Source organism: Stenotrophomonas sp. JAG2 (assembly GCF_041080745.1).
Classification (GTDB): domain Bacteria; phylum Pseudomonadota; class Gammaproteobacteria; order Xanthomonadales; family Xanthomonadaceae; genus Stenotrophomonas; species Stenotrophomonas maltophilia_AA.
The window spans coordinates 214087-234706 of record NZ_JBEUMH010000003.1; the positions used below are offsets into that span (position 1 = coordinate 214087).

Annotated in this window: 14 protein-coding genes and 3 tRNA genes; 9 read left to right on the forward strand and 8 right to left on the reverse strand. The window is 67.8% G+C overall.

Features of this window, described 5'->3' with window-relative positions:
- Positions 1 to 4 precede the first annotated feature (4 nt).
- From AB9O74_RS05085 to AB9O74_RS05095, 3 genes are read left to right on the forward strand one after another with little or no spacing between them, the layout of a single operon-like run.
- Positions 5 to 1489 (forward strand): efflux transporter outer membrane subunit, encoded by a 1485-nt coding sequence (locus AB9O74_RS05085; protein WP_369348656.1) that lies wholly within the window; start codon positions 5 to 7, stop codon positions 1487 to 1489.
- 11 nt (positions 1490 to 1500) lie between these two features.
- Complete coding sequence (gene emrA / locus AB9O74_RS05090; RefSeq protein WP_346478525.1) at positions 1501 to 2682, forward strand: multidrug efflux MFS transporter periplasmic adaptor subunit EmrA; 1182 nt, start codon at positions 1501 to 1503, stop codon at positions 2680 to 2682.
- Between the two features lie 7 nt (positions 2683 to 2689).
- Positions 2690 to 4261 carry a DHA2 family efflux MFS transporter permease subunit gene (locus tag AB9O74_RS05095; protein WP_176989939.1) on the forward strand — a complete coding sequence of 524 codons (1572 nt, stop codon included), beginning with the start codon at positions 2690 to 2692 and terminating at the stop codon, positions 4259 to 4261.
- A 155-nt stretch (positions 4262 to 4416) separates the two neighbouring features.
- On the opposite strand, the gene AB9O74_RS05100 is transcribed toward AB9O74_RS05095, so the two are convergent.
- The 3 genes from AB9O74_RS05100 to AB9O74_RS05110 all read right to left on the reverse strand — a co-directional run bounded on the left by AB9O74_RS05100 (position 4417) and on the right by AB9O74_RS05110 (position 5029).
- Positions 4417 to 4503, reverse strand: a tRNA-Leu gene (locus tag AB9O74_RS05100).
- A gap of 172 nt (positions 4504 to 4675) precedes the next feature.
- Positions 4676 to 4762 (reverse strand) — tRNA-Leu (locus AB9O74_RS05105).
- A gap of 180 nt (positions 4763 to 4942) precedes the next feature.
- Positions 4943 to 5029: transfer RNA gene (locus tag AB9O74_RS05110), tRNA-Leu, on the reverse strand.
- A gap of 127 nt (positions 5030 to 5156) precedes the next feature.
- On the opposite strand from AB9O74_RS05110, the gene rnr reads away from it, so the two are divergent.
- From rnr to rlmB, 3 genes are all read left to right on the forward strand, one after another.
- Entirely contained in the window at positions 5157 to 7625 is a 2469-nt protein-coding gene (rnr, locus tag AB9O74_RS05115) for a ribonuclease R (RefSeq protein ID WP_369348657.1), read from the forward strand.
- Positions 7626 to 7774: 149 nt separating this feature from the next.
- On the forward strand, positions 7775 to 8251 hold the full coding sequence (locus AB9O74_RS05120) for a GFA family protein (protein ID WP_369348658.1): 477 nt from the start codon (positions 7775 to 7777) through the stop codon (positions 8249 to 8251).
- 111 nt (positions 8252 to 8362) lie between these two features.
- Positions 8363 to 9109 (forward strand): 23S rRNA (guanosine(2251)-2'-O)-methyltransferase RlmB, encoded by a 747-nt coding sequence (gene rlmB / locus AB9O74_RS05125; RefSeq protein WP_176989936.1) that lies wholly within the window; start codon positions 8363 to 8365, stop codon positions 9107 to 9109.
- Between the two features lie 109 nt (positions 9110 to 9218).
- Here the strand turns inward: rlmB and AB9O74_RS05130 are convergent, their stop codons facing one another.
- Genes AB9O74_RS05130 through AB9O74_RS05140 form a run of 3 tightly spaced genes read right to left on the reverse strand, consistent with a single transcriptional unit; the run spans position 9219 to position 13887 of the window.
- A complete protein-coding gene (locus AB9O74_RS05130) occupies positions 9219 to 10658 on the reverse strand; it encodes an efflux transporter outer membrane subunit (protein ID WP_369348659.1) in 1440 nt (479 codons plus the stop codon).
- On the reverse strand, positions 10655 to 12622 hold the full coding sequence (locus AB9O74_RS05135; RefSeq protein WP_346478528.1) for a MacB family efflux pump subunit: 1968 nt from the start codon (positions 12620 to 12622) through the stop codon (positions 10655 to 10657). Before AB9O74_RS05135 ends, AB9O74_RS05130 begins: the two co-directional genes overlap by 4 nt.
- The gene (locus tag AB9O74_RS05140; protein WP_369348660.1) at positions 12619 to 13887 is read right to left on the reverse strand and encodes an efflux RND transporter periplasmic adaptor subunit; all 1269 of its coding nucleotides are present in this window, start codon (positions 13885 to 13887) and stop codon (positions 12619 to 12621) included. Before AB9O74_RS05140 ends, AB9O74_RS05135 begins: the two co-directional genes overlap by 4 nt.
- A gap of 172 nt (positions 13888 to 14059) precedes the next feature.
- Between AB9O74_RS05140 and AB9O74_RS05145 the strand changes: the two genes are divergently transcribed.
- The 3 genes from AB9O74_RS05145 to AB9O74_RS05155 all read left to right on the forward strand — a co-directional run bounded on the left by AB9O74_RS05145 (position 14060) and on the right by AB9O74_RS05155 (position 19385).
- The gene (locus tag AB9O74_RS05145) at positions 14060 to 14788 is read left to right on the forward strand and encodes a response regulator (protein ID WP_176989933.1); all 729 of its coding nucleotides are present in this window, start codon (positions 14060 to 14062) and stop codon (positions 14786 to 14788) included.
- A complete protein-coding gene (locus tag AB9O74_RS05150; protein ID WP_369348661.1) occupies positions 14785 to 16203 on the forward strand; it encodes a sensor histidine kinase in 1419 nt (472 codons plus the stop codon). The genes AB9O74_RS05145 and AB9O74_RS05150 overlap by 4 nt, the downstream gene beginning before the upstream one ends.
- 242 nt (positions 16204 to 16445) lie before the next feature.
- Complete coding sequence (locus tag AB9O74_RS05155; protein WP_369348743.1) at positions 16446 to 19385, forward strand: two-component regulator propeller domain-containing protein; 2940 nt, start codon at positions 16446 to 16448, stop codon at positions 19383 to 19385.
- 16 nt (positions 19386 to 19401) lie between these two features.
- Here AB9O74_RS05155 and rnt read toward each other — a convergent pair whose 3' ends face one another.
- Positions 19402 to 19986, reverse strand: a complete 585-nt coding sequence (gene rnt, locus AB9O74_RS05160) for a ribonuclease T (protein ID WP_369348744.1) — start codon at positions 19984 to 19986, stop codon at positions 19402 to 19404.
- A 112-nt stretch (positions 19987 to 20098) separates the two neighbouring features.
- The gene (locus tag AB9O74_RS05165) at positions 20099 to 20605 is read right to left on the reverse strand and encodes a DoxX family protein (protein WP_369348662.1); all 507 of its coding nucleotides are present in this window, start codon (positions 20603 to 20605) and stop codon (positions 20099 to 20101) included.
- Positions 20606 to 20620 lie beyond the last annotated feature (15 nt).

Here is a 20620-nt window from a genome sequence, read left to right on the forward strand (position 1 = left end):
TTCCATGTTTGAACGCTCTCATCCACTGCGCCCGCTGCGGCCGGTGCTGGTCTCCGCGCTGGCGCTTGCGCTGGCCGCGTGTGCCAGCAGCCGCGGCCTGGAGCCGCAGGGTCGTCTGCTCGACGCAGACAGCCTGCAGACCCAGCGCACCCTGGCCGCCAACGGCCTGAGCCAGCCCGGTTGGCCGGCCACCGACTGGTGGCGCGCGCTGGGCGACCCCCAGCTTGACGCCCTGATCGCCGAAGGCCTGCAGCGCAATCCCGGGCTGGAGGCGGCCGATGCGCGCCTGCGCCAGGCCCGTGCCCAGATCGGCACCGCCCGCGCCGATCGCCTGCCCAGCGTGTCCGCCTCCGGCGGCTACACCGGCGTGCGCCTGCCCGAATCGATGGTCGGTGACGAACTCGGTGGCAGCTACGCCGGCAGCGGCCAGACCTACCTGAGCTTCAGCTACGGCATCGACCTGTGGGGCGGCAAGCGTGCCGCCTGGGAAGCCGCCGTGGACAGCGGTCACGCCGCGGAAGTGGACGCCCAGGCCGCGCGCCTGAATCTCTCCGCCGCCATCGCCGAGGCGTACGCGCAGCTGGGCTACGCGTGGACACTGCACGACGTGGCCAGCGAAGAACTGGCGCGCTCGCAGAAGACCCTGGACCTGACCCGCCAGCGTCGCGCCGCAGGCATCGACAGCGACCTGCAGACCCGCCAGGCCGAGGCCCGCATCCCGGCCGCGCAGCAGCAACAGCAGGCCGCGCAGCAGCAGATCGATGAAGCCCGCACTGCGCTCGCCGCGCTGGTCGGGCAGGGCCCGGACCGTGGCCTGCAGATCGAACGCCCGCAGATGCTGAACCCCTTGGCGCTGCAGCTGCCCGGCGTGCTGCCGAGCGAACTGCTCGGTCGTCGCCCGGACATCGTCGCCGCGCGCTGGCGCGTGGAGGCGGCCAACCGCGAGATCCACGCGGCCAAGGCCGCGTTCTACCCCAGTCTCAACCTGACCGCCCTGGGCGGCGTGGTCTCCAGTGAAGTGGACCAGCTGCTCAAGAGTGGCTCGACGTTCGCCTTCCTCGGCCCGGCGCTGAGCCTGCCGATCTTCGACGGCGGCCGCCTGCGCGCCAACCTGGGCAAGACCGACGCGCAGTACGACCTGGCCGTGGCCGATTACAACCAGTCCGTGGTCAATGCGCTGCGTGACGTCGCCGACCAGGTCAACGCGGTGCGTTCGCTGGCCGACCAGGCCAGTGCCCAGGCCCAGGCCGTCAGCACCGCGCGCGCCGCCCATGACCTGGCGGAGCAGCGCTACCGCGCCGGCATCGGAAGCTACCTGGACGTGCTCAGTGTCGAAGAGCAGTTGCTGGTGTCCCAGCAGCGGCTGGCCAGCCTGCAGTCGCGTCAGATCCTTGTTTCGGTCCGCCTGAGCCAGGCGTTGGGCGGTGGTTTCACCCCGACCAGCGACGCCGCCACGGTCGCCGCCACCCCCGAATCCCCGCATTCCTGAGAGTCATCCCCATGAGTCAGACCTCCGCCCCCGCTGCCGAGAAGGCAGCTCCCTCCCGTCGCGGCAAGCTGCTGCGCGGCCTGCTGGTCATCGTCGTGCTGCTGCTGGCCGCGCTGGCCCTGTGGTACTTCATGTTCGGCCGCTGGTTCGAAGAAACCGACGATGCCTACGTGCAGGGCAACCAGGTCCAGATCACCCCGCTGATCAGCGGCACCGTGGTCGGGATCAACGCCGATGACGGCATGCGCGTCGAGCGTGGCCAGCTGCTGGTCCAGCTGGACCCGGCCGATACCGAAGTCGCCCTGCAGCAGGCCGAAGCCAACCTCGCCAAGACGGTCCGCCAGGTGCGCGGTCTGTACCGCAGCGTGGAAGGCGCCCAGGCCGAATTGAACGCGCGCCAGGTCACCCTGAAGCGCGTGCGCGAGGACTTCAACCGTCGTAAGGATCTGGCCAACACCGGCGCGATCTCCAACGAAGAACTGGCGCATGCCCGCACCGAACTGGCCGCTGCCGAAGCCGCCGTGGCCGGCTCGCGCGAGACCTTCGAGCGCAGCAACGCGCTGGTCGATGACACCGTGATCGCGACCCAGCCGGACGTGCAGGCCGCCGCCGCGCAGCTGCGCCAGGCCTATCTCAACAATGCCCGCGCCGGCATCGTTGCGCCGGTCACCGGTTACGTCGCCCGTCGTTCGGTGCAGGTCGGCCAGCGCGTGCAGCCGGGCAATGCCCTGATGGCCGTGGTGCCGACCGAGCAGATGTGGGTCGAAGCCAACTTCAAGGAAACCCAGCTGCGCCACATGCGCCTGGGCCAGGAAGTGGAGCTGCGTTCGGACCTGTACGGCGGTGACGTCACCTACAAGGGCCGCATCGACAGCCTCGGCCTGGGCACCGGTTCGGCGTTCTCGCTGCTGCCGGCGCAGAACGCCAGCGGCAACTGGATCAAGATCGTGCAGCGCGTGCCGGTGCGCATCGCCATCGATGCCAAGCAGCTCGCCGAGCACCCGCTGCGCATCGGTCTGTCGATCAAGGCCGAAGTGAGCCTGCGCGACCAGAAGGGCACCGTGCTGCCGACCGAAACCGCCAAGGGCCAGGTGTTCGATACCGACGTCTACGCCAAGCAGCTGCACAGCGCCGACGATGTGATCCACCAGATCATCCAGAGCAACCTGCCGCAGCAGGCCAAGGCGAGCTGAGGCCACCATGTCCGCACAAGCTCCCGCCGCGCCGGGCGCCCCCGCGGCGCCCGGCACGGCCTTCCGGCCGGCCAACGTCGCCCTGTGTACCGCAGGGCTGGCGATGGCCTCGTTCATGCAGGTCCTGGACACCACCATCGCCAACGTCTCGTTGCCGACCATCGCCGGCAATCTCGGCGCCAGTTCGCAGCAGGCCACCTGGGTCATCACCTCGTTCGCGGTCAGCACCGCGATCGCGCTGCCGCTGACCGGCTACCTCAGCCGGCGCTTCGGCGAAACCAAGCTGTTCGTCTGGGCCACGCTGGCCTTCACCCTGGCCTCGCTGCTGTGCGGCCTGGCCCAGAGCATGGGCATGCTGGTGGTGTCGCGTGCGATCCAGGGCTTCGTCGCCGGCCCGATGTACCCGATCACGCAGAGCCTGCTGGTCTCGCTGTATCCACGTGAAAAACGCGGGCAGGCGCTGGCGTTGCTGGCGATGATCACCGTGGTCGCGCCGATCGCCGGCCCGATCCTCGGGGGCTGGATCACCGACAACTACAGTTGGGAATGGATTTTCCTGATCAACGTGCCGCTGGGCATCTTCGCCGCGCTGGTGGTGGGCAACCAGCTCAAGGGGCGCCCCGAACACGTCGAAAAGCCGAAGATGGATTACGTCGGCCTGATCACCCTGGTGATCGGCGTGGGCGCCCTGCAGCTGGTGCTCGATCTGGGCAACGACGAAGACTGGTTCAGTTCGACCAAGATTGTCGTGCTGGCCTGCGTGTCGGTGGTGGCCCTGGCGGTGTTCCTGATCTGGGAATTGACCGACAAGGATCCCATCGTCGATCTGCGCCTGTTCCGGCATCGCAACTTCCGCGCCGGCACGCTGGCGATGGTGGTGGCCTACGCGGCGTTCTTCAGCGTGGCGCTGCTGATCCCGCAGTGGTTGCAGCGTGACATGGGCTACACCGCGATCTGGGCCGGCCTGGCGACCGCGCCGATCGGCGTGCTGCCGGTGATCATGACGCCGTTCGTGGGCAAGTACGCCTCCCGGTTCGACATGCGCATGCTGGCCACGATCGCCTTCATCTTCCTGTCGTTCACCAGCTTCCTGCGCTCGGGCTTCAACCTGCAGGTGGACTTCGGCCATGTGGCCGGCATCCAGCTGATCATGGGGATCGGCGTGGCGTTGTTCTTCATGCCGGTGCTGCAGATCCTGCTGTCGGATCTGGACGGTCGCGAGATCGCCGCCGGTTCCGGCCTGGCCACCTTCCTGCGTACGCTGGGCGGCAGCTTCGCCGCCTCGCTGACCACGTGGCTGTGGGCACGCCGTACCCAGGAACACCACGCGCACCTGACCGAACACATCTCCGGCTACACCCCGGGCATGCAGGACCAGGTGACCGCGATGGGGCAGGGCGACCTGCAGCATGGTGCGGCTGCGCTCAACAACATGATCAACCACCAGGCCTCGCAGATGGGCTTCAACGACATCTTCTTCCTGCTGGGCTGGATCTTCCTGGCCATCATCGCTTTCCTGTGGCTGGCCAAGCCGCCGTTCGGCGCAGGGGCGGGTGCGGCCTCGGCCGGCGGGCACTGAAGACGTGATACGTTGAAACGAAAAAACCCCGCTGAAAGGCGGGGTTTTTTCGTTGTGGGGCGGTGCCGGGCATCGCGCGGTACGCATGTATCCATGCATGCCTGGCCCGGAAACGAAAAAACCCGCTTGCGCGGGTTTGATCATTTTCTGAGTCATGGTGCCCAGGAGAGGACTCGAACCTCCACGAAGTTGCCCCCGCTAGCACCTGAAGCTAGTGCGTCTACCAATTCCGCCACCTGGGCGACTCAGGAGGAGAATTCTGCGGGAGAACCGTGAGTGTGTCAACAGGATCGCGAGGGAAATTTTTCGTCGATCGACCGTCGTCGCGTCATCGCACTTTGGATGACCCGCACATCGCGCGGGACGCAGAAACGAAAAAACCCGCTTGCGCGGGTTTGATCATTTACTGAGTCATGGTGCCCAGAAGAGGACTCGAACCTCCACGAAGTTGCCCCCGCTAGCACCTGAAGCTAGTGCGTCTACCAATTCCGCCATCTGGGCGACTCAGGAGGAGAATTCTGCGGGAGAACCGCGAATGTGTCAACAGGATGTCGCAGGAAATTTTGGTCGTCGCGCGATGCAGCGTCATCGACAACGGTGACGCGCGAATCGTGCGTGGCGCGTCCCGGACGGTAGAAACGAAAAAACCCGCTTGCGCGGGTTTGATCATTTTCCGAGTCATGGTGCCCAGGAGAGGACTCGAACCTCCACGAAGTTGCCCCCGCTAGCACCTGAAGCTAGTGCGTCTACCAATTCCGCCACCTGGGCGACTCAGGGGGCGAATTCTGGGCATGTCCGGGAAACTTGTCAACGGTTTTGTGAAATTTCTTCACAATCCTGCACAGGAGTGCCGCTGACTGACTCTGCACACCCGCAGCGGTTACTATTGAGGTCAATGAAACCAAAGAAACCGACCCAGGGCGCGAAAGCCCCCAAGTCCCCGGCGCCCAAGAAGGCAGCCGGTCCGTCGGGCAACCCCCGCGCTGCCGCCAAGAAAGCCGGCAAGCTGCCCCCCTGGATGCCCGAATCCCTGAACACGCCTGAGCCGCCGCGCGGCAACAAGCGGGGCGCCAAGCCCGCGCATGCCGGGCCAATCCCGACGCGCCGCCGCCCGCATCCGGCTCCGCTGGATGGTGAAGTGCAGGTGGATCCGTTCGCCGCCCGCGAGGCCGAGCGCTATGCGCAGCCGATCGCCAGCCGTGAGGCGATCCTGCAGCTGCTCGACCGCTGCGATGGCCCGCAGACCGCCGACGAGATCGCGATCCATCTCGGCCTGACCGAGCCGGACCGTGCCGATGCCCTGGGCAAGCGCCTGGGTGCGATGTGCCGTGATGGCCAGCTGGTGCAGAACCGCCGTGGCGGTTTCGCGCCGCTGCAGGCTGTCAACCTGATCACCGGCGTGGTGATCGCCAACCCGGAAGGGTTCGGCTTCCTGCGCCCGGTCGAGGGCGGTGACGACCTGTTCCTGCCGCCGTTCGAGATGCGCAAGGTGCTGCATGGCGACCGCGTGCTGGTCAACGTGACCGGCATCGATCGTCGTGGTCGCCGCGAGGCCAGCATTTCGCGCGTGCTCGAGCGTGGCATGAGCCGCCTGATCGGCCGCTTCAGCGTCGAGTTCGGCATCAATTACGTGGTGCCCGACGACAAGCGCGTGCAGCGCAATGTGCAGATCCCGCCCGACCAGACCGGCGATGCCCGCGACGGCCAGCTGGTGGTCTGCGAGCTGACCCAGGCACCGGACACCCGTCGTCCGCCGATCGGCCGCATCATCGCCGTGCTCGGCGACAAGCTGACCGCCTCGCTGGTGGTTGAAACGGCGATCCACGGCCACGAACTGCCGTTCGAGTTCCCGGCCGAAGTGCTGGCGGAAGCCACCGCCGTGCCGATGGTGGTCACCCCCGAACAGATCGGCCACCGCGAAGACCTGCGCAACACGCCGCTGGTCACCATCGATGGCGAGGATGCCAAGGACTTCGACGACGCGGTCTACTGCGAACCGAATGCCGAAGGCTTCCGCCTGGTCGTGGCGATCGCCGACGTCTCCAATTACGTACGTCCCGGTACGCCGCTGGATGATGAAGCGCAGAAGCGCGCGACCTCGGTCTACTTCCCCGGGTTCGTGGTGCCGATGCTGCCGGAAACGCTGTCGAACGGCATCTGCTCGCTGATGCCCAAGGTCGACCGCATGTGTTTCGTCTGCGACATGCAGGTGAACCGCGAAGGCGAAGTCATCCATTCGCGTTTCTACGAAGCGGTGATGAACTCGCACGCGCGCCTGACCTACAACCAGGTCTGGGAAGCGGTGGGCGAGAACGACCCGGCCGCGCGCAAGGCGATCGGCCCGCTGATGCCGCAGGTCGACCGCCTGTACCAGCTGTATCACGTGCTGGCCAAGGCGCGTACCCGCCGCGGTGCGATCGAATTTGAAACCTCCGAAGTGCGCTTCGTGCTGGACAACACCGGCGAAGTCACCCAAGCCGGGATGATGGTGCGCAACGATGCGCACAAGCTGATCGAAGAATGCATGATCGCGGCCAACGTGCAGGCCGCACGCTACCTGCTGGCCAAGCAGGTGCCGGCGCCGTTCCGCGACCATGAGCGCCCGCCGGAGTCCAAGTACGCCGATCTGCTCGAGTTCCTCAAGGAATTCAAGCTGAGCCTGCCGCCGTGGTCGAAGGTGCAGCCGGCCGATTTCACCAAGCTGCTCAAGAAGGTGCGCGATCGCCCGGACGCGGCACTGCTGGAATCGGTGCTGCTGCGCAGCCAGAGCCTGGCCGTGTATTCGCCCGACAACCTGGGCCACTTCGGCCTGGCGCTGGATGCGTACGCCCACTTCACCTCGCCGATCCGTCGTTACCCCGATCTGCTGGTGCACCGTGCGATCAAGCACGCGCTCAGCGGGGCCGCGCCGGAGAAGTTCACCTACTCGCCGCGTGAGATGGCCGCCTTGGCCCTGCAGTGCTCCGAGCGTGCGCGCCGTGCCGACGAAGCCGAGCGCGAAGTCGACGAGCGCTACCGCGCCGCGTGGATGGAAAAGCACGTGGGTGGCCAGTTCGAAGGCGTGATCAGTGGCGTGACCAGTTTCGGCCTGTTCGTGGAGCTGGATGAGTCCAAGGTCAACGGCCTGGTCCACGTGACCCAGCTGCCGCACGACTATTACCAGTTCGACGCAGTGCGCAAGACGCTCAACGGCGAACGTCGCGGCAAGATCTACCGTCTCGGTGACCGGGTGCGGATCCTGGTGCTCAAGGCCAGCATGGAAGAGCGCAAGATCGACTTCCGCCTGGTCGAAGAGAAGGACGATGCCCTGCCCGAACTGCCGCCGCGCGGCCAGCCGGCCAAGCGCCAGAAGCAGAAGTACTGATCGTCGCGTACCGGCCCACGGCCGGTACGCGGTAGGTGCCGACCGTTGGTCGGCACATCGTTTACCCGCCGACCGTCGGTCGGCACACCGTCCCCCCGCCCCTCGCGGGTAGGCATGTTGTTTCCCACGGACCCCGTCGGAGCGATCCCATGCAGTCCTTCCCCGAATACAGCGGCGGCTGCCAGTGCGGCGCGATCCGCTTCCATGTGGTCGGTGAGCTGACCCACAGTTCGATCTGCCATTGCCGGATGTGCCAGAAGGCCTTCGGCGCGTACTACGCCCCCCTGGTATCGGTGCGCGGCAGCGATTTCCGCTGGACCCGCGGCGAACCCCGGCGTTTCGCGTCGTCCAACCTGGTCCAGCGCGGCTTCTGCGCCGACTGCGGCACCCCGTTGACCTATGAAGCGCCGGACGGCGTGGCGGTGGCGGCCGGTGCGTTCGACGAGCCGGCCCGTCTGCCGCCGACGATCCAGTACGGCATCGAGGCCAAGCTGCCGTTCGTGGATACGCTGGGCTCGCTCAGCGCGCTGCGCAGCGAGGAGGACACTGCGGCCGGGGACTTCCTGCTGCATATCGTCTCTCGCCAGCACCCGGACCACGACACCACGGACTGGCCGCCGGGCTGAAGGCCGGCGGTGAACGCGCCCCCGTGAATGCCCCCCGTGAACGCCCGGCAGGGCAGGGTGGGCCTCGATGCTCTACCATTACCAACCCCTTTACCGGTCCCGCCCCCCGCAATGAGCAAGCAAAGCCAGTGGATCGTCGGCGTCAACGCCGTCGCCTCTTCGATCGAGAATGATGCCGAGAACGTCCGCGAGGTCCTCATCGAGGCCGGTGCGAAGAATCCGCGTCTGACCGAGATCGAGGAAAACGCACGCCGCAAGGGCATCGACGTGCGCAAGGTGAACACCCAGGCGCTGGACGGTGTGGGCGGTTCGGTGCGTCACCAGGGCGTGGCCGCGCGCTACCAGGCCGCACGGACCTGGGGCGAGAACGAGCTGGAAGGGCTGGTCGAAGCGGCCGAGGGCAAGGCCCTGCTGCTGATCCTGGATGAAGTCCAGGACCCGCACAATCTCGGCGCCTGCCTGCGCAGCGCGGCGGCGGCCGGTGCCACGGCGGTGATCATTCCCAAGGACAAGTCGGCTTCGGTCAACGCGACCGTGCGCAAGACCTCGGCGGGCGCGGCCGACCGCATCCCGGTGGTGCAGGTGACCAACCTCTCGCGCTGCCTGAAGGACCTGCAGAAGCAGGGCGTGTGGATCTACGGCCTGGCCGGCGAAGCCACCGAATCGCTGTACGCGATCGACCTGAAGGGCAACGTGGCGCTGGTGCTGGGCGGCGAAGCCGACGGCCTGCGCCGCCTGACCCGCGAGAACTGCGATGGCCTGGTCAAGATTCCGATGCCGGGCGATATCGAGAGCCTCAACGTCTCCGTCGCCACCGGCGTGAGCCTGTTCGAAGCAGTGCGTCAGCGCGGGCTGTAAGCCGCGCACAGGCCCGGGTAGAGCCACGCCATGCGTGGCTGAGCGGCGCCGGATCGAAAAGCAGCCACGCATGGCGTGGCTCTACCGGTGATGCACCTGGCGCGGGCGATCAGCCCGCGCTTCCCCCCAGCGCCTTGAACAACGTCACATCGTTGATCAACTGCCGTTGACGCACGGATGCCAGCGACAGCTCGGCATCGCGCCGGGTCTGCTGCGCTTCCAGCCAGGTCCGCAGGTCGGTCGCACCGACCCGGTAGCGCACCTCGTACATCCGTTCGATCTCCACCGCTTCGTCATAGGACGCCTGCGAGGCCGCCACCTGCGTGGCGAACTGGGTGCGCGCCGACAAGGCGTTGTCCACTTCCGACAACGCGGTGTACAGCGTGCGGCGAAACCCGTTGGCCGCGATCTGGTAGTCGGTGCCGGCCAGGCGGGTGTTCAACTGGGCCTGGCGCACGTTGAGGAACGGCAGCGACAGCCCCGCGCCCAAGGTGGCGACCGGATTCTTCAGCACGTCCGAGAGCGAGGTGGCACCGGTACCGACGCTGCCGGTCAGGCTCAGCGCCGGGTAGTACTGGGTCGCGGTGACCTTGATGGTCTTCAGGCTGTTGCGCAGGCGCAGCTCGGCCGCGCGCAGGTCCGGGCGTCGGCCGAGCAGATCGGCCGGCAGGCCTTCGGCGATCACCGGGCTGCCGACGCGCTGCAACTGCTGCGGCTCGTCGGCCATCGCCAGCGGTTGCCCGTCCAGCAGCACGGTCAGCGCATTGCGCGCGGCGACGCGCTGCTGCTCCAGTGCACTCTGCGCGGCACGCTGTGCTTCCAGGCTCTGCGCGGCCTGGCGCACTTCCAGCCGCGATACCGCACCGGCATCGAAGCGCGCCTGGACCAGCTCGCGGGTGCGCTGCAGCCGCGCCAGGTCGGCCTGGCCGGCGGCGATCGACTGGTTGAGGAACGCCAGCGTCCAGTACTGCGTGGCCACGTCGCTGATCACCAGCAGCGCGGTGTTCTGCAGGTCCTCTTGGCTGGCCTGGGCTTCCCACTGGGCGATGTCGCGCTGGGCGCGCAGCCGCCCCCACAGGTCGATCTCCCATTGCAGGGACACGCCGGCCGAGCTGCCGCGGTTCCAGTCCGCGCTCTGGTCGATCGGGCGGTTGCCGCTGCTGCCGACGCTGCCCGAGGGCTGCGGCCACAGGGCGTTGTCGGCCAACCCGGCCTGCAGCCGCGCACGCTGCACGGCCAATCCGGCCGAGACCAGATCGGTGTTGGCGGCCAGGGCACGATCGATCACGCGGTCCAGGCCGGGGTCGCCGAACTGCGTCCACCAGGCATCGGTGCGGACATCCGCCGATGCCGCATGCGGTTGTTCGCTGACGGCCTCGGTGGGGGCGTTCAAGGTGGCATCGCCACGGCCGTAGGTGGCCGGGACCGCCGGTGCATCGACCTGGTAGCGGCCGGTACTGACACAGCCAGACAGGGCCAGCGCGGTCACGCAGGCCAGGGCCAGCGGGCGCAGTGACGCAGGGTGCAGCAGAGCAGGAGAAATCTTCATTCGCGCGCCAGCGCCTCCACGGGATCAAGTTGGGCGGCATTGCGGGCCGGCAGGAAACCAAACGCCACGCCGATCAGGCTGGAGCAGGCAAAGGCGGCCACGATGGATGCGGTCGAGAACAGCATCTGGAAGTCCGGTGCGAACTTGCCGAACAGCCAGCCGACCACCAGCGACAGGCCGACGCCGAGCAGGCCGCCGAGCAGGCACACCAGCACCGCCTCGATCAGGAACTGCTGGCGGATATCGCTCTGCCGCGCGCCGACGGCCATGCGCACGCCGATTTCGCGGGTCCGCTCGGTCACCGAGACCAGCATGATGTTCATCACGCCGATGCCACCGACCAGCAGCGCGATCGCGGCGATGGCGCTGATCAGCAGCGTCATCGTGCGGGTGGTCTGCTCGATGGTCTGGCGGATCTCGGCGCTGTTGCTGAGGAAGAAGTCCTCGGTGCCGTGACGCATGATCAGCAGCTTGGAAATGGCGGCCTGTGCCGCATCCATCGGCGTGGTGTCATCCACGCGCACGGTGATGCTGGAAACATGGCTCTGGCCGAGCATGCGCGACATCACCGTGGTGTAGGGCACCCACACGCTCAGGCTGGTGCTGCCGCCGAAGCCGAAGCTCTGCCGCTGCGCGACACCGACCACGCGCACCGGCACGTTGCCGAGCAGGATCACCTGGCCGACCGGATCTTCGCCATTCGGGAAGAACTGGGTGCGGGTGTTCTCGTCGATGATGGCCACCTGGGCCAGGCTTCGTACCGCATCGGTATCGAAGAAGCTGCCGGCGATCAGGGTCACGCCCTTGACCCGGAAGAACTGCTCGCCGACACCGTTGACCTGCGCGGTGGCCGATTGATTGCGGTAGCGCGCGGTCACCGAGGAGGACACGCTGGGCGTGGCACTGTCGATATAGCTCTGCCGGCCCAGTGCATCGGCATCGCTGGCCTTCAGCGTCTGCACCCGGGCCGAACGCATGTCGCCGAAACCACGGCCGGGATAGACGTCGATGGTGTTGGTGCCCAGGGCGCTGATGTTCTGCAGGATCTGCTGCTGGGAGCCATTGCCCATCGCCACCACCGAGACCACCGAGGCGATGCCGATGATGATGCCGAGCATGGTCAGGAAGGTGCGCAGGCGGTGGGCGTTCATCGCCAGCAGGGCCATGCGGAACGCTTCGGTGAAGCGGTCGCGTGCTGCCCGCCAGCTGTGGCCCTTGCCGGCCGCTACGGTCGGCTGGCGCTGCGCCCGGTAGCTCGGTGCATTCGGATTGATGCGGTCGGCGATGATCTCGCCGTCGCGGATTTCGATGATGCGCTGGGCGTGTTCGGCCACGCTCATGTCGTGGGTCACGATGATGATGGTGTGGCCTTCGGCATGCAGCTCGCCGAGGATGCCCATCACTTCTTCGCCGGATTTCGTGTCCAGTGCGCCGGTCGGTTCGTCGGCCAGGATCACTTCGCCGCCGTTCATCAGTGCGCGCGCGATCGACACACGCTGCTGCTGCCCGCCGGAGAGCTGGCCGGGGGTGTGGTTCATGCGGTCGCCCAGCCCCAGCCGTTGCAGCAGTTCTTCGGCACGCGCGGTGCGCACCGGGCCGGGGCTGCCTGCATACACGGCGGGCACGGCCACGTTGCCGCGCGCGTCCAGATCACCGAGCAGGTGGTAGCGCTGGAAAATGAAGCCGAAATGTTCGCGGCGCAGCTCGGCCAGTTCGTCCGGCTGCATGCGGCCGGTTTCGCGGCCGGCCACCTGGTAGCTGCCGCGCGTGGGCCGGTCCAGGCAGCCGAGGATGTTCATCAGCGTGGACTTGCCGGAGCCGGACTGGCCGACGATGGCCACCATCTCGCCCGCTGCGATGTCCAGATTGACGTCGCGCAGCACCGCGATGGTCTCATCGCCCGCCGGGAACTCCCGGCGCAGGTCGCGCAGCCGCAGCAGCGGCGTGCCCGTGGCGGTGCTCATCGGCGCGGCCCACCCATGCCGGGGCCGCTGATCCGCACGCCGCCACCGCCGCGGTTGCCGCCGCCGGCACCCTGCGTGCCGCCGCCTTCGCCGACGATGACCTTGTCGCCTTCTGCCAGGCCGGACAGCACTTCGGCATTGGCGCCGTTGTTGATGCCGATCTTGACCTTGCGCGGGGTGGGCATGCCATCGGCATCGGCCACGCGCACCATGTACTGCCCGTCACGGGTCTTCGGACCAAGCGCGACGGCGGGGATGATCAGCACGTCCTTGGCCTGCTTGAGCATCACCGAGACCTGGGCGGTCATGTCGATGCGCAACGTGCCGTCAGGATTTTCCACATCGAACAAGGCGTTGTAGTAGACCGCGGTGCTGGAGCTGGAGCTGGACGAACTGGAGCTGCTGGAGCTGTCGTTGGCGATCGAGGACGGTGCCGGATTGATCTGGCGCAGCGTGGCGTGGAATCTGCGGTCCGGCTCACCCAGCGTGGTGAAGTACACCGGCATCCCGGCCTTGATCTTGACCACGTCCGCCTCGGACACTTCGGCATTCACCGTCACCAGGTCCAGCCGGGCCAGCATCACGATGGTCGGCGCGGTCTGGTTGGCGTTCACGGTACGGCCTTCCTCGGCGACCACCGCGACCACGGTGCCGTCCATGGGTGCGGTGATGCGGGTATAGGCCAGGTTGGCGCGGGCGGTGCCCAGTTCGGTTTCGCGGCCGGTGATCTGCGCGTCGAACGACTGGATCTGTGCGCGTGCGGTCTTGAGCTTCGCGTCGGCCGCATCGAACTCGGCGCGCGAGGTGGCCTCGGCGGCCAGCATCTGCTGCTGGCGGGCGAATTCGAGCTCGGCTTCGCGCAGGCTGGCCTGCTGCACCGCGCGCTGGGCCTTGACCTGGTCCAGAGACGCCTGGGCGTTGAGGACCTGGTTCTGCTGGGTAGTGGCGTCGATCTCGGCAATCAGGTCGCCCTCCTTGACGGTATCGCCGAGCTGGACCTTGAGCGATTTGATCTGCCCCGAAGCCTGTGCACCGACGCTGACCAGCTTGTAGGCGTCGATCACACCGGTGGCTTCCACCGTCTGTTCGATGTCGCCGCGGCTGACCGGTGAGGTCGCCAGCGTAGGCGCGGTCGGCTTGCGCAGCATCCATGCCACAATCGCGGCGATCAGGACGAGGACCACGAGCAGCAGCAGGAGGCGGGCACGGCGGGTTCTGGGCAAACGGGGCTTCACGATGATCGTCAACTCGGCAGGCCGGTGCATCGGCGTTGTCAGCATTGTGAAGACCGTTCACCGCCGGCTCAATGCTCGCCGTGTACCAAGATGTATCTCTGCGGCGCACGACACGTTTCGTTGTGTATCCGCATCGCCCTTTGAAACAGATGTACGCAAACCAGGAGATGCGGTTCAGCTCCCGACAGGGGATGATCGCCGCATGGAGACTGCCAACAGCATGCACAGACTGCTGATCGTCGATGACGACAACGATATCCGCCAGCTGCTCGCCGAGCAGCTCGGCCGCGCCGGTTACCTGGTGAGCACCGCCAGCGATGGCCACGGCATGCGCCAGCTGCTGGAGCGCGAGCATGTGGACCTGATCGTGCTCGACCTCAACCTGCCCCGCGAAGACGGCCTGACCCTGTGCCGCGACCTGCGCGCGCGCTCGAGCACGCCGGTGATCATGTTGACCGCACGCAGCGAGCCGATCGACCGCGTGCTGGGCCTGGAGATGGGCGCCGACGATTACCTGGCCAAGCCGTTCGAGCCGCGCGAGCTGCTCGCACGCATCCGCAACGTGCTGCGCCGTACCGAAGCATTGCCGGCCAACCTGGAGCCGCTGGCGATCCGCCGCGCGCGCTTCGCCAGCTGGGTGTTCGACCTGGAACACCGCCACCTGGTCGATCCGGATGGGCGCGTGGTGGTGTTGTCCGGCGCCGAGTTCCGCCTGCTGCGGGTGTTCGTCGGGCATGCCAACAAGGTGCTCTCGCGCGAGCAGCTGGTTTCGCTGAGCAGCGGCCGCAACTACGAGTCGCAGGACCGTGCGATCGACCTGCAGGTCAGCCGCCTGCGCAACAAGCTCGCCGATGACGGCGGCAGCGACGGGCTGATCAAGACCGTGCGCAACGAAGGCTACGTGCTCGCTGCGGCAGTCACCCTGGAATGAAGCGCCTGCGCCACTTCTTTTCCTCGATGGTGGGGCGCCTGTTCGTCATCCTGCTGCTGGGCATGAGCGTGGCGGCGATCGGCGCGACCATGCTGGCCAGTACCAAGCGCCAGCAGGAATTCGAACGGCAGAACCTCAACCGCATCGCGGATCGCCTGCAGGGCTTCGTGAACCTGCTCGATGGCAATCCGGAGCTGCGCCAGCGCCTGCTCACCAGTGGCGGGCCGAGTGTGCGGCAACTGCCGGAAGGCGCGCGCATCGGCCGGCCCGATGCGGCGTTGATGGAGATCCTTGATGACCGGCCCGGTCCGGTGGCGAGCAGCCAGGTCGCCTTCACCTCGTTCCGCTCCTGCCTGCCGCGGCTGCCGGAACTGCTGCCGCGCCCCCCGCGCGACAAGGACAAGATGCGGCACCCGCCGCGCGAGCGCGACCCGGCGTTCATTCCGCCCAAGTGCCGCGTGGTGACCCTGCAGCTGACCGACGGCACGCCCCTGCGGCTGGCGCTGGATTCCCCGGCGGTCGCGCACAACGGCGTGCTCGCCGTGGACCCGCTGTTCCTGACCCTGCTGGTGGTGGCGATCGCGATCCTGGCCTACATCGTGGCGCGGATGGCCAGTGCACCGCTGCAGCGGCTGGCCGATGCCGCCGCCGCGTTGGGCGATGACCTGCAGGGCGCGCCGATGCCGGTGACCGGGCCGTTCGAGGTGCGCCGGGCGGCCGAAGCCTTCAACGCCATGCAGAAGCGCCTGCAGCGCCACCTCGGTGAGCGCACCCAGATGCTGGCGGCGATCACCCACGACCTGCAGACGCCGGTGACCCGCCTGCGCCTGCGCCTGGAAAACGTCACCGACGAAGCGCTGCGCGAGCGCCTGATCGGCGATCTCGGTGCGATGCAGGCGCTGATCCGCGAAGGCCTGGAGCTGGCCCGCAGCGCCGAGAGCGCCGAGCAGCGCGCCGCGCTGGACCTGGATTCGCTGTTGGAGAGCATCGTCGAAGATGCCGCCGAGGCCGGGGCGGATGTCCATTTCGAACAGCCGAGCGGGGCGGTGCTGATGCTGCGTCCGCTGGCCATGCACCGCCTGTTCTCCAACCTGGTCGACAACGCGGTGATGTACGGCCAGAGCGCGCGCGTGCGGGTGAAGCAGGTCGGGCAGGACGTGGAGGTGCGCATCCGCGACAGCGGCCCGGGCCTGGCCGAGGACGAACTGGAAGCGGTGTTCGACCCGTTCGTGCGGCTGGAGACCTCGCGCTCGCGCCAGACCGGGGGTGCCGGGTTGGGGCTCACGATCGCCCGCGCGTTGGCGGAAAAGGACGGCGCGACCCTGCACCTGCGCAACCATCCCCAGGGCGGGCTGGAGGCGATCGTGCGCTGGACGTCGCCGGCGCGGGCGCCATCGGGGCCACGCGGGAGCTGACGCAGGCTCCCCCAAAACGCAAGGATTTGCCTACTATGGGCATCTCTTTCCAGCGTCTCCCCCATGAGAGCGTACGACTCTGCCAGCCTTCGCGCTGGTGCACGGCCGTCCCCCCCATGCGCACGGCGCCTGCCCAGGGCTGATCCACACGGATGAGCGATCGGGGGGGCAGGATCCGGTGGCGGCCGGTACAACTGAAGTTCCCGGGCCTGCCGACGCTGCAGGCCGCAGCGCTGTGGCTGATGCTGCTGTGTGCGGCGCCCTGGCCGCTGTCGGCGCAGGATGGCCCGCCGCCGCTGCGCGATTACGCCATCGATGTCTGGACCTCGCGCAACGGGCTGCCGCACAACTCCCTGCGTGACATCGCCCAGACCCCCGAAGGGCATCTCTGGTTCGCCACCTGGGAGGGCCTGGTCCGTTACAACGGCCTGGATTTCACCGTGTTCGACCGCAGCACCACGCCCGGTCTGCGCGACAACGGCGTGGGCGCGCTGCTGGTGGACCGCAGCGGCGGGCTGTGGATCAGTGACTCGCGCGGCAACGTGACCCGGCGCGGGACGGACGGCCGCTGGCAGGTCTGGGAGCACCGTGCCGACACCCCGCAGGTGCTGATCCAGGCCATGCAGATGGACAGCCATGGACGCCTGTGGCTGCTGTATGAAGGCAAGGGCATCGGCAGCCTTGGGCCCGATGGAAACTTCGATTATCAGAAGCCGCCGGCCGACGTGCCGATGGCGATGAGTTTCACCAAGCTGGTGGTGGATGCGCAGGACCGCGTCTGGGTCGGCACCCTGGACGGGCTGGTGGTGCGCGATACCGACGGCGTGCTGCGCCGCGCGCCGGACAGCTGGGGGCTGGGGCGTGGGCTGGTCTGGCCGTACCGGGGGCCCGACGGGGTGATGTGGGTGGTGGCCGGCGAGCGCATCTACCGCATGCAGGACGGCGCGCCGCTGCTGCAGCACCGCCTGCCCGGCGTGACCCACATCACTGCAATGCTGCAGGACCGCCATGGCGACCTGTGGCTGGGCACCGAGAATCAAGGTCTGCTGCGGTTGTCGCGGCATGGCCTGGAGCGGCTGCCGACGGGGCTCTCACTGCCGGGCGGGCGCGTGGTCAGCCTGCGCGAAGATGCCGAGGGCAGCATCTGGGTCGGCGCCAACGGCGGCCTGTACCGGCTGCGCGAAACGTTGTTCAGCAGCTTCACCGAGCGCGACGGACTCAGCGGCGACTACGTGCGGACGGTGTTCGAGGATCGCCAGCGCCAGCTCTGGATCGGCAGCGCCAGTGGCCTGGACCGGCGCGACGCGCAGGGCCGTTTCAGTCCGGTGCCTTTGCGCAACAACGTCGGCAAGAGTCCTTCGGTGCTGAGCCTGGCCCAGGACCGCGAAGGGACGCTGTGGGTGGGCACCTTCGGTGACGGTATCTTCCGGATCAACGAACAGGGCCAGCGCCTGCGTGGCTACGGCACGGCCGAAGGGCTGCCGGGCGGCAACATACGTGCGATCAGCATCGACCGCGACGGCGTGGTCTGGGCCGGCACGCAGAAGGGCGTGGTCCGCATCGACGCCGGCAGGGCCGAGCAGCCGGCGATCCCGGGCATGCCCGGCGGGCTGATCACCGCGCTGGCGCACGACGACGACGGTGCGATGTGGATCGGCACCATCGAAGGCATCCGGGTGCTGCGGGGGGGACGGGTGCAGTCCATCGATCTGCAGCCGCTGGGTGGCGGGCGCAGTGTGTTCGGGTTCCAGCAGATCGGCGATGCGATGTGGATCAGCACCGATCGCGGCCTGTACCGCTACCAGGAAGGCCAGCTCGCGCGGGTCGGCCTGGAGCAGGGCATGCCGGTGGATACGGTGTTCCAGCTGGTGCCCGACCGGGTCGGCAACGTCTGGATCAGCAGCAACCGCGGCGTGCTGCGCACCGACATGACGATGCTCAACGCCGTCGCCGATGGTCGCGCCGCGCGGGTGGAGGTGGAGCATTACAACGAGATCGACGGCATGGCCAACTCGCAGGCCAACGGCAGCTCCGGTCCGTCGGCGATCCTGCGCCAGGACGGCACCTTCTGGGTGGTCACCGCCGGTGGCCTGAGCACGGTCGATCCGCTGCGCCTGCAGCGCTTCCGCGAGCGCCTGGCGCCGCCGGCGGTGATCGAGAACGTGCAGGTCGACGGGGCGCCCCTGCATTGGCAGGGCAGCAATCACAATACGATTCCCGGCGGGCGCCGGCTGAGCGTGAGCTACGTCGGGCTGAGCTATCTGCTCTCCGAGCGCATCCGCTACCGCACCCGCCTGGAGGGCCTGGACAAGGGCTGGATCGAACGCGGCCAGCAGCGCAGCGTGGAGTTCATCGGCCTGCCGCCGGGCGATTACACGCTGCACGTCTCGGCCGCGCATCCCGGCGGTGTCTGGAGCGACAGCGAGGCGGTCTGGGAGTTCACAGTGGAGCCGTTCCTGTGGCAGCGCCACAGCGTGCAGCTGATCGCCGCGCTGCTGCTGCTGGCCGGCCTGGTCGCGCTGTACCGCTACCTGATCAACCGCTACAAGACCAGCAACGTGCGGTTGGCGCGGATGGTGAAGGAAGCCACGCTGGATCTGCAGACACAGACGGTCAACCTGCAGGCACTGAATCAGGAGAAGACCGAACTGGCCGATCGCCTGGCGGTGCAGGCCGAGGCGTTCGAACGGCAGGCGCGCGAAGACGCACTGACCGGACTGCCGAACCGGCGTGCCTTCGACGAAGCGCTGGCGCGTGACTTCGCCCGTTCGCAGCGCAGCCGCCACCCGCTGTGCCTGGTGGTGCTGGACATCGATCACTTCAAGGAAGTGAACGACCGGCACAGTCACTCGGTGGGCGACGTAGTGCTGGTCGAAGTGGCGCGCCTGCTGGCCTCGGCCTGCCGCGACTCGGACATGCCGGCGCGGACCGGTGGCGAGGAGTTCGCGCTGCTGCTCAACGACACCCGCCTGGACGAAGCGGCGCAGGTCTGCGCGCGCCTGCGCGGGCTGTTCCACGATCATCCGGACTGGGCGGGGATTCCGGGCCTGAAGGTCACCTTCAGCGCCGGCCTGGTCGAACTCGATGCCGCCGATCGCACCCCGATGCTGCTCTACCAGCGCGCCGACCGCGCGCTGTACCGCGCAAAAAGCGAAGGCAGGGACAGGACCAGCATCGGCTGAGCCCGAGGGGGCCCGCCTAGCGCGGCCAGCTGTTGGCGACTTTGCAGAACAGCTTCGCGGTCTGTTCGGTGTCGTACACCGCGCTGTGCGCCTCATCGGCATCCCAGCCCAGGCCGGCCGCCGTGGCCGCGCGCGCCAGCACGGTCTGGCCATAGGCGATACCGCCCAGGGTGACGGTGTCGAACACGCTGAAGGGGTGGAACGGGTTGCGCTTGTGGCCGGTGCGGTTGACCGCCGCGTTGACGAAGCCCAGGTCGAAGTGCGCGTTGTGCCCGACCAGGATCGCGCGCTGGCAACCGTACTTTTTCATCGCGGCCCGGATCGGGGCGAAGATGTGGTCCAGCGCATCGCGCTCGACCTTGGCCAGGCGGAACGGATGGTCCAGGATGATGCCGGTGATCTCCAGTGACTTGGGATCGATCTCCAGCCCCTCGGCCGGCACCACGTGGGCGCTGGCGGTCTGCCCGGGATAGAGCAGGCCGTTTTCGTCCATCTCGATCGGAACGGCGGCGATCTCCAGCAGCGCGTGGCGATCAGAGTCGAATCCGCCGGTCTCCACATCCACCGCCACCGGCAGGAAGCCGCGGAAACGGGTTGCCATCAAGCGCTGCGCAGCAGCGGGCAGTGCGTCGGCAGCAGCCGGCGCGTCGGAGCGGGGGAGGTCGTCAGTCATTGCGCCAGTTTAGCAGAGCGCCCTGTACGCCCCCCCGTGCTCAGGCGAAGACAGGCGTGCGTGCGCGGCGGCGCAGCAGGTGGTCCAGGCTCAGCGGGCCGGCGCCCTGCAGGGCCAGGGGCAGCAGCATGGCCATGAACAGCAGCGGCAGTTTGAAGTTGCCGAAGCCCTGGTCGGTGATGGCATAGCCCATCGCCAGCTCGCCCAGGCCCTCCCAGTGGATCGGCCAGTGCACGGCGGCAGTGGCGACCACGGTCAGCACCAGCAGGCTGCTGGCCGCCAGGCGGGTGCCCAGCCCGAGCAGCAGGCAGGCCGCGCCGACCAGCTCGAACCAGGTGGCGAGGTGCCAGTTGAGGGCCGCCGGCAACTGGTCGAACGGAAACGGGAAGGCCTGCTGCAGGTCCTCGAACCAGTTCTGGCCGCGCAGTTTTTCGCGACCCGACTCGAAATACTCCCAGCCCATCAGCAGGCGCAGGCCGAGCGGGGCGAACCACGGGGCAACACGGTCCAGCCGGTCGCGCAGCGCGGCCAGGTGAGGTGACTTCATCGGGGAGATTCCGTT

What these genes read in the sequence shown, in the direction of transcription:
- AB9O74_RS05085 (WP_369348656.1), top strand. Translation starts at nt 5, where the DNA reads ATGTTTGAACGCTCTCATCCACTGCGCCCGCTGCGGCCGGTGCTGGTC.
- emrA (WP_346478525.1), top strand. Translation starts at nt 1,501, where the DNA reads ATGAGTCAGACCTCCGCCCCCGCTGCCGAGAAGGCAGCTCCCTCCCGT.
- AB9O74_RS05095 (WP_176989939.1), top strand. Translation starts at nt 2,690, where the DNA reads ATGTCCGCACAAGCTCCCGCCGCGCCGGGCGCCCCCGCGGCGCCCGGC.
- rnr (WP_369348657.1), top strand. Translation starts at nt 5,157, where the DNA reads ATGAAACCAAAGAAACCGACCCAGGGCGCGAAAGCCCCCAAGTCCCCG.
- AB9O74_RS05120 (WP_369348658.1), top strand. Translation starts at nt 7,775, where the DNA reads ATGCAGTCCTTCCCCGAATACAGCGGCGGCTGCCAGTGCGGCGCGATC.
- rlmB (WP_176989936.1), top strand. Translation starts at nt 8,363, where the DNA reads ATGAGCAAGCAAAGCCAGTGGATCGTCGGCGTCAACGCCGTCGCCTCT.
- AB9O74_RS05130 (WP_369348659.1), bottom strand. Translation starts at nt 10,658, where the DNA reads ATGAAGATTTCTCCTGCTCTGCTGCACCCTGCGTCACTGCGCCCGCTG.
- AB9O74_RS05135 (WP_346478528.1), bottom strand. Translation starts at nt 12,622, where the DNA reads ATGAGCACCGCCACGGGCACGCCGCTGCTGCGGCTGCGCGACCTGCGC.
- AB9O74_RS05140 (WP_369348660.1), bottom strand. Translation starts at nt 13,887, where the DNA reads ATGCACCGGCCTGCCGAGTTGACGATCATCGTGAAGCCCCGTTTGCCC.
- AB9O74_RS05145 (WP_176989933.1), top strand. Translation starts at nt 14,060, where the DNA reads ATGGAGACTGCCAACAGCATGCACAGACTGCTGATCGTCGATGACGAC.
- AB9O74_RS05150 (WP_369348661.1), top strand. Translation starts at nt 14,785, where the DNA reads ATGAAGCGCCTGCGCCACTTCTTTTCCTCGATGGTGGGGCGCCTGTTC.
- AB9O74_RS05155 (WP_369348743.1), top strand. Translation starts at nt 16,446, where the DNA reads ATGCTGCTGTGTGCGGCGCCCTGGCCGCTGTCGGCGCAGGATGGCCCG.
- rnt (WP_369348744.1), bottom strand. Translation starts at nt 19,986, where the DNA reads ATGGCAACCCGTTTCCGCGGCTTCCTGCCGGTGGCGGTGGATGTGGAG.
- AB9O74_RS05165 (WP_369348662.1), bottom strand. Translation starts at nt 20,605, where the DNA reads ATGAAGTCACCTCACCTGGCCGCGCTGCGCGACCGGCTGGACCGTGTT.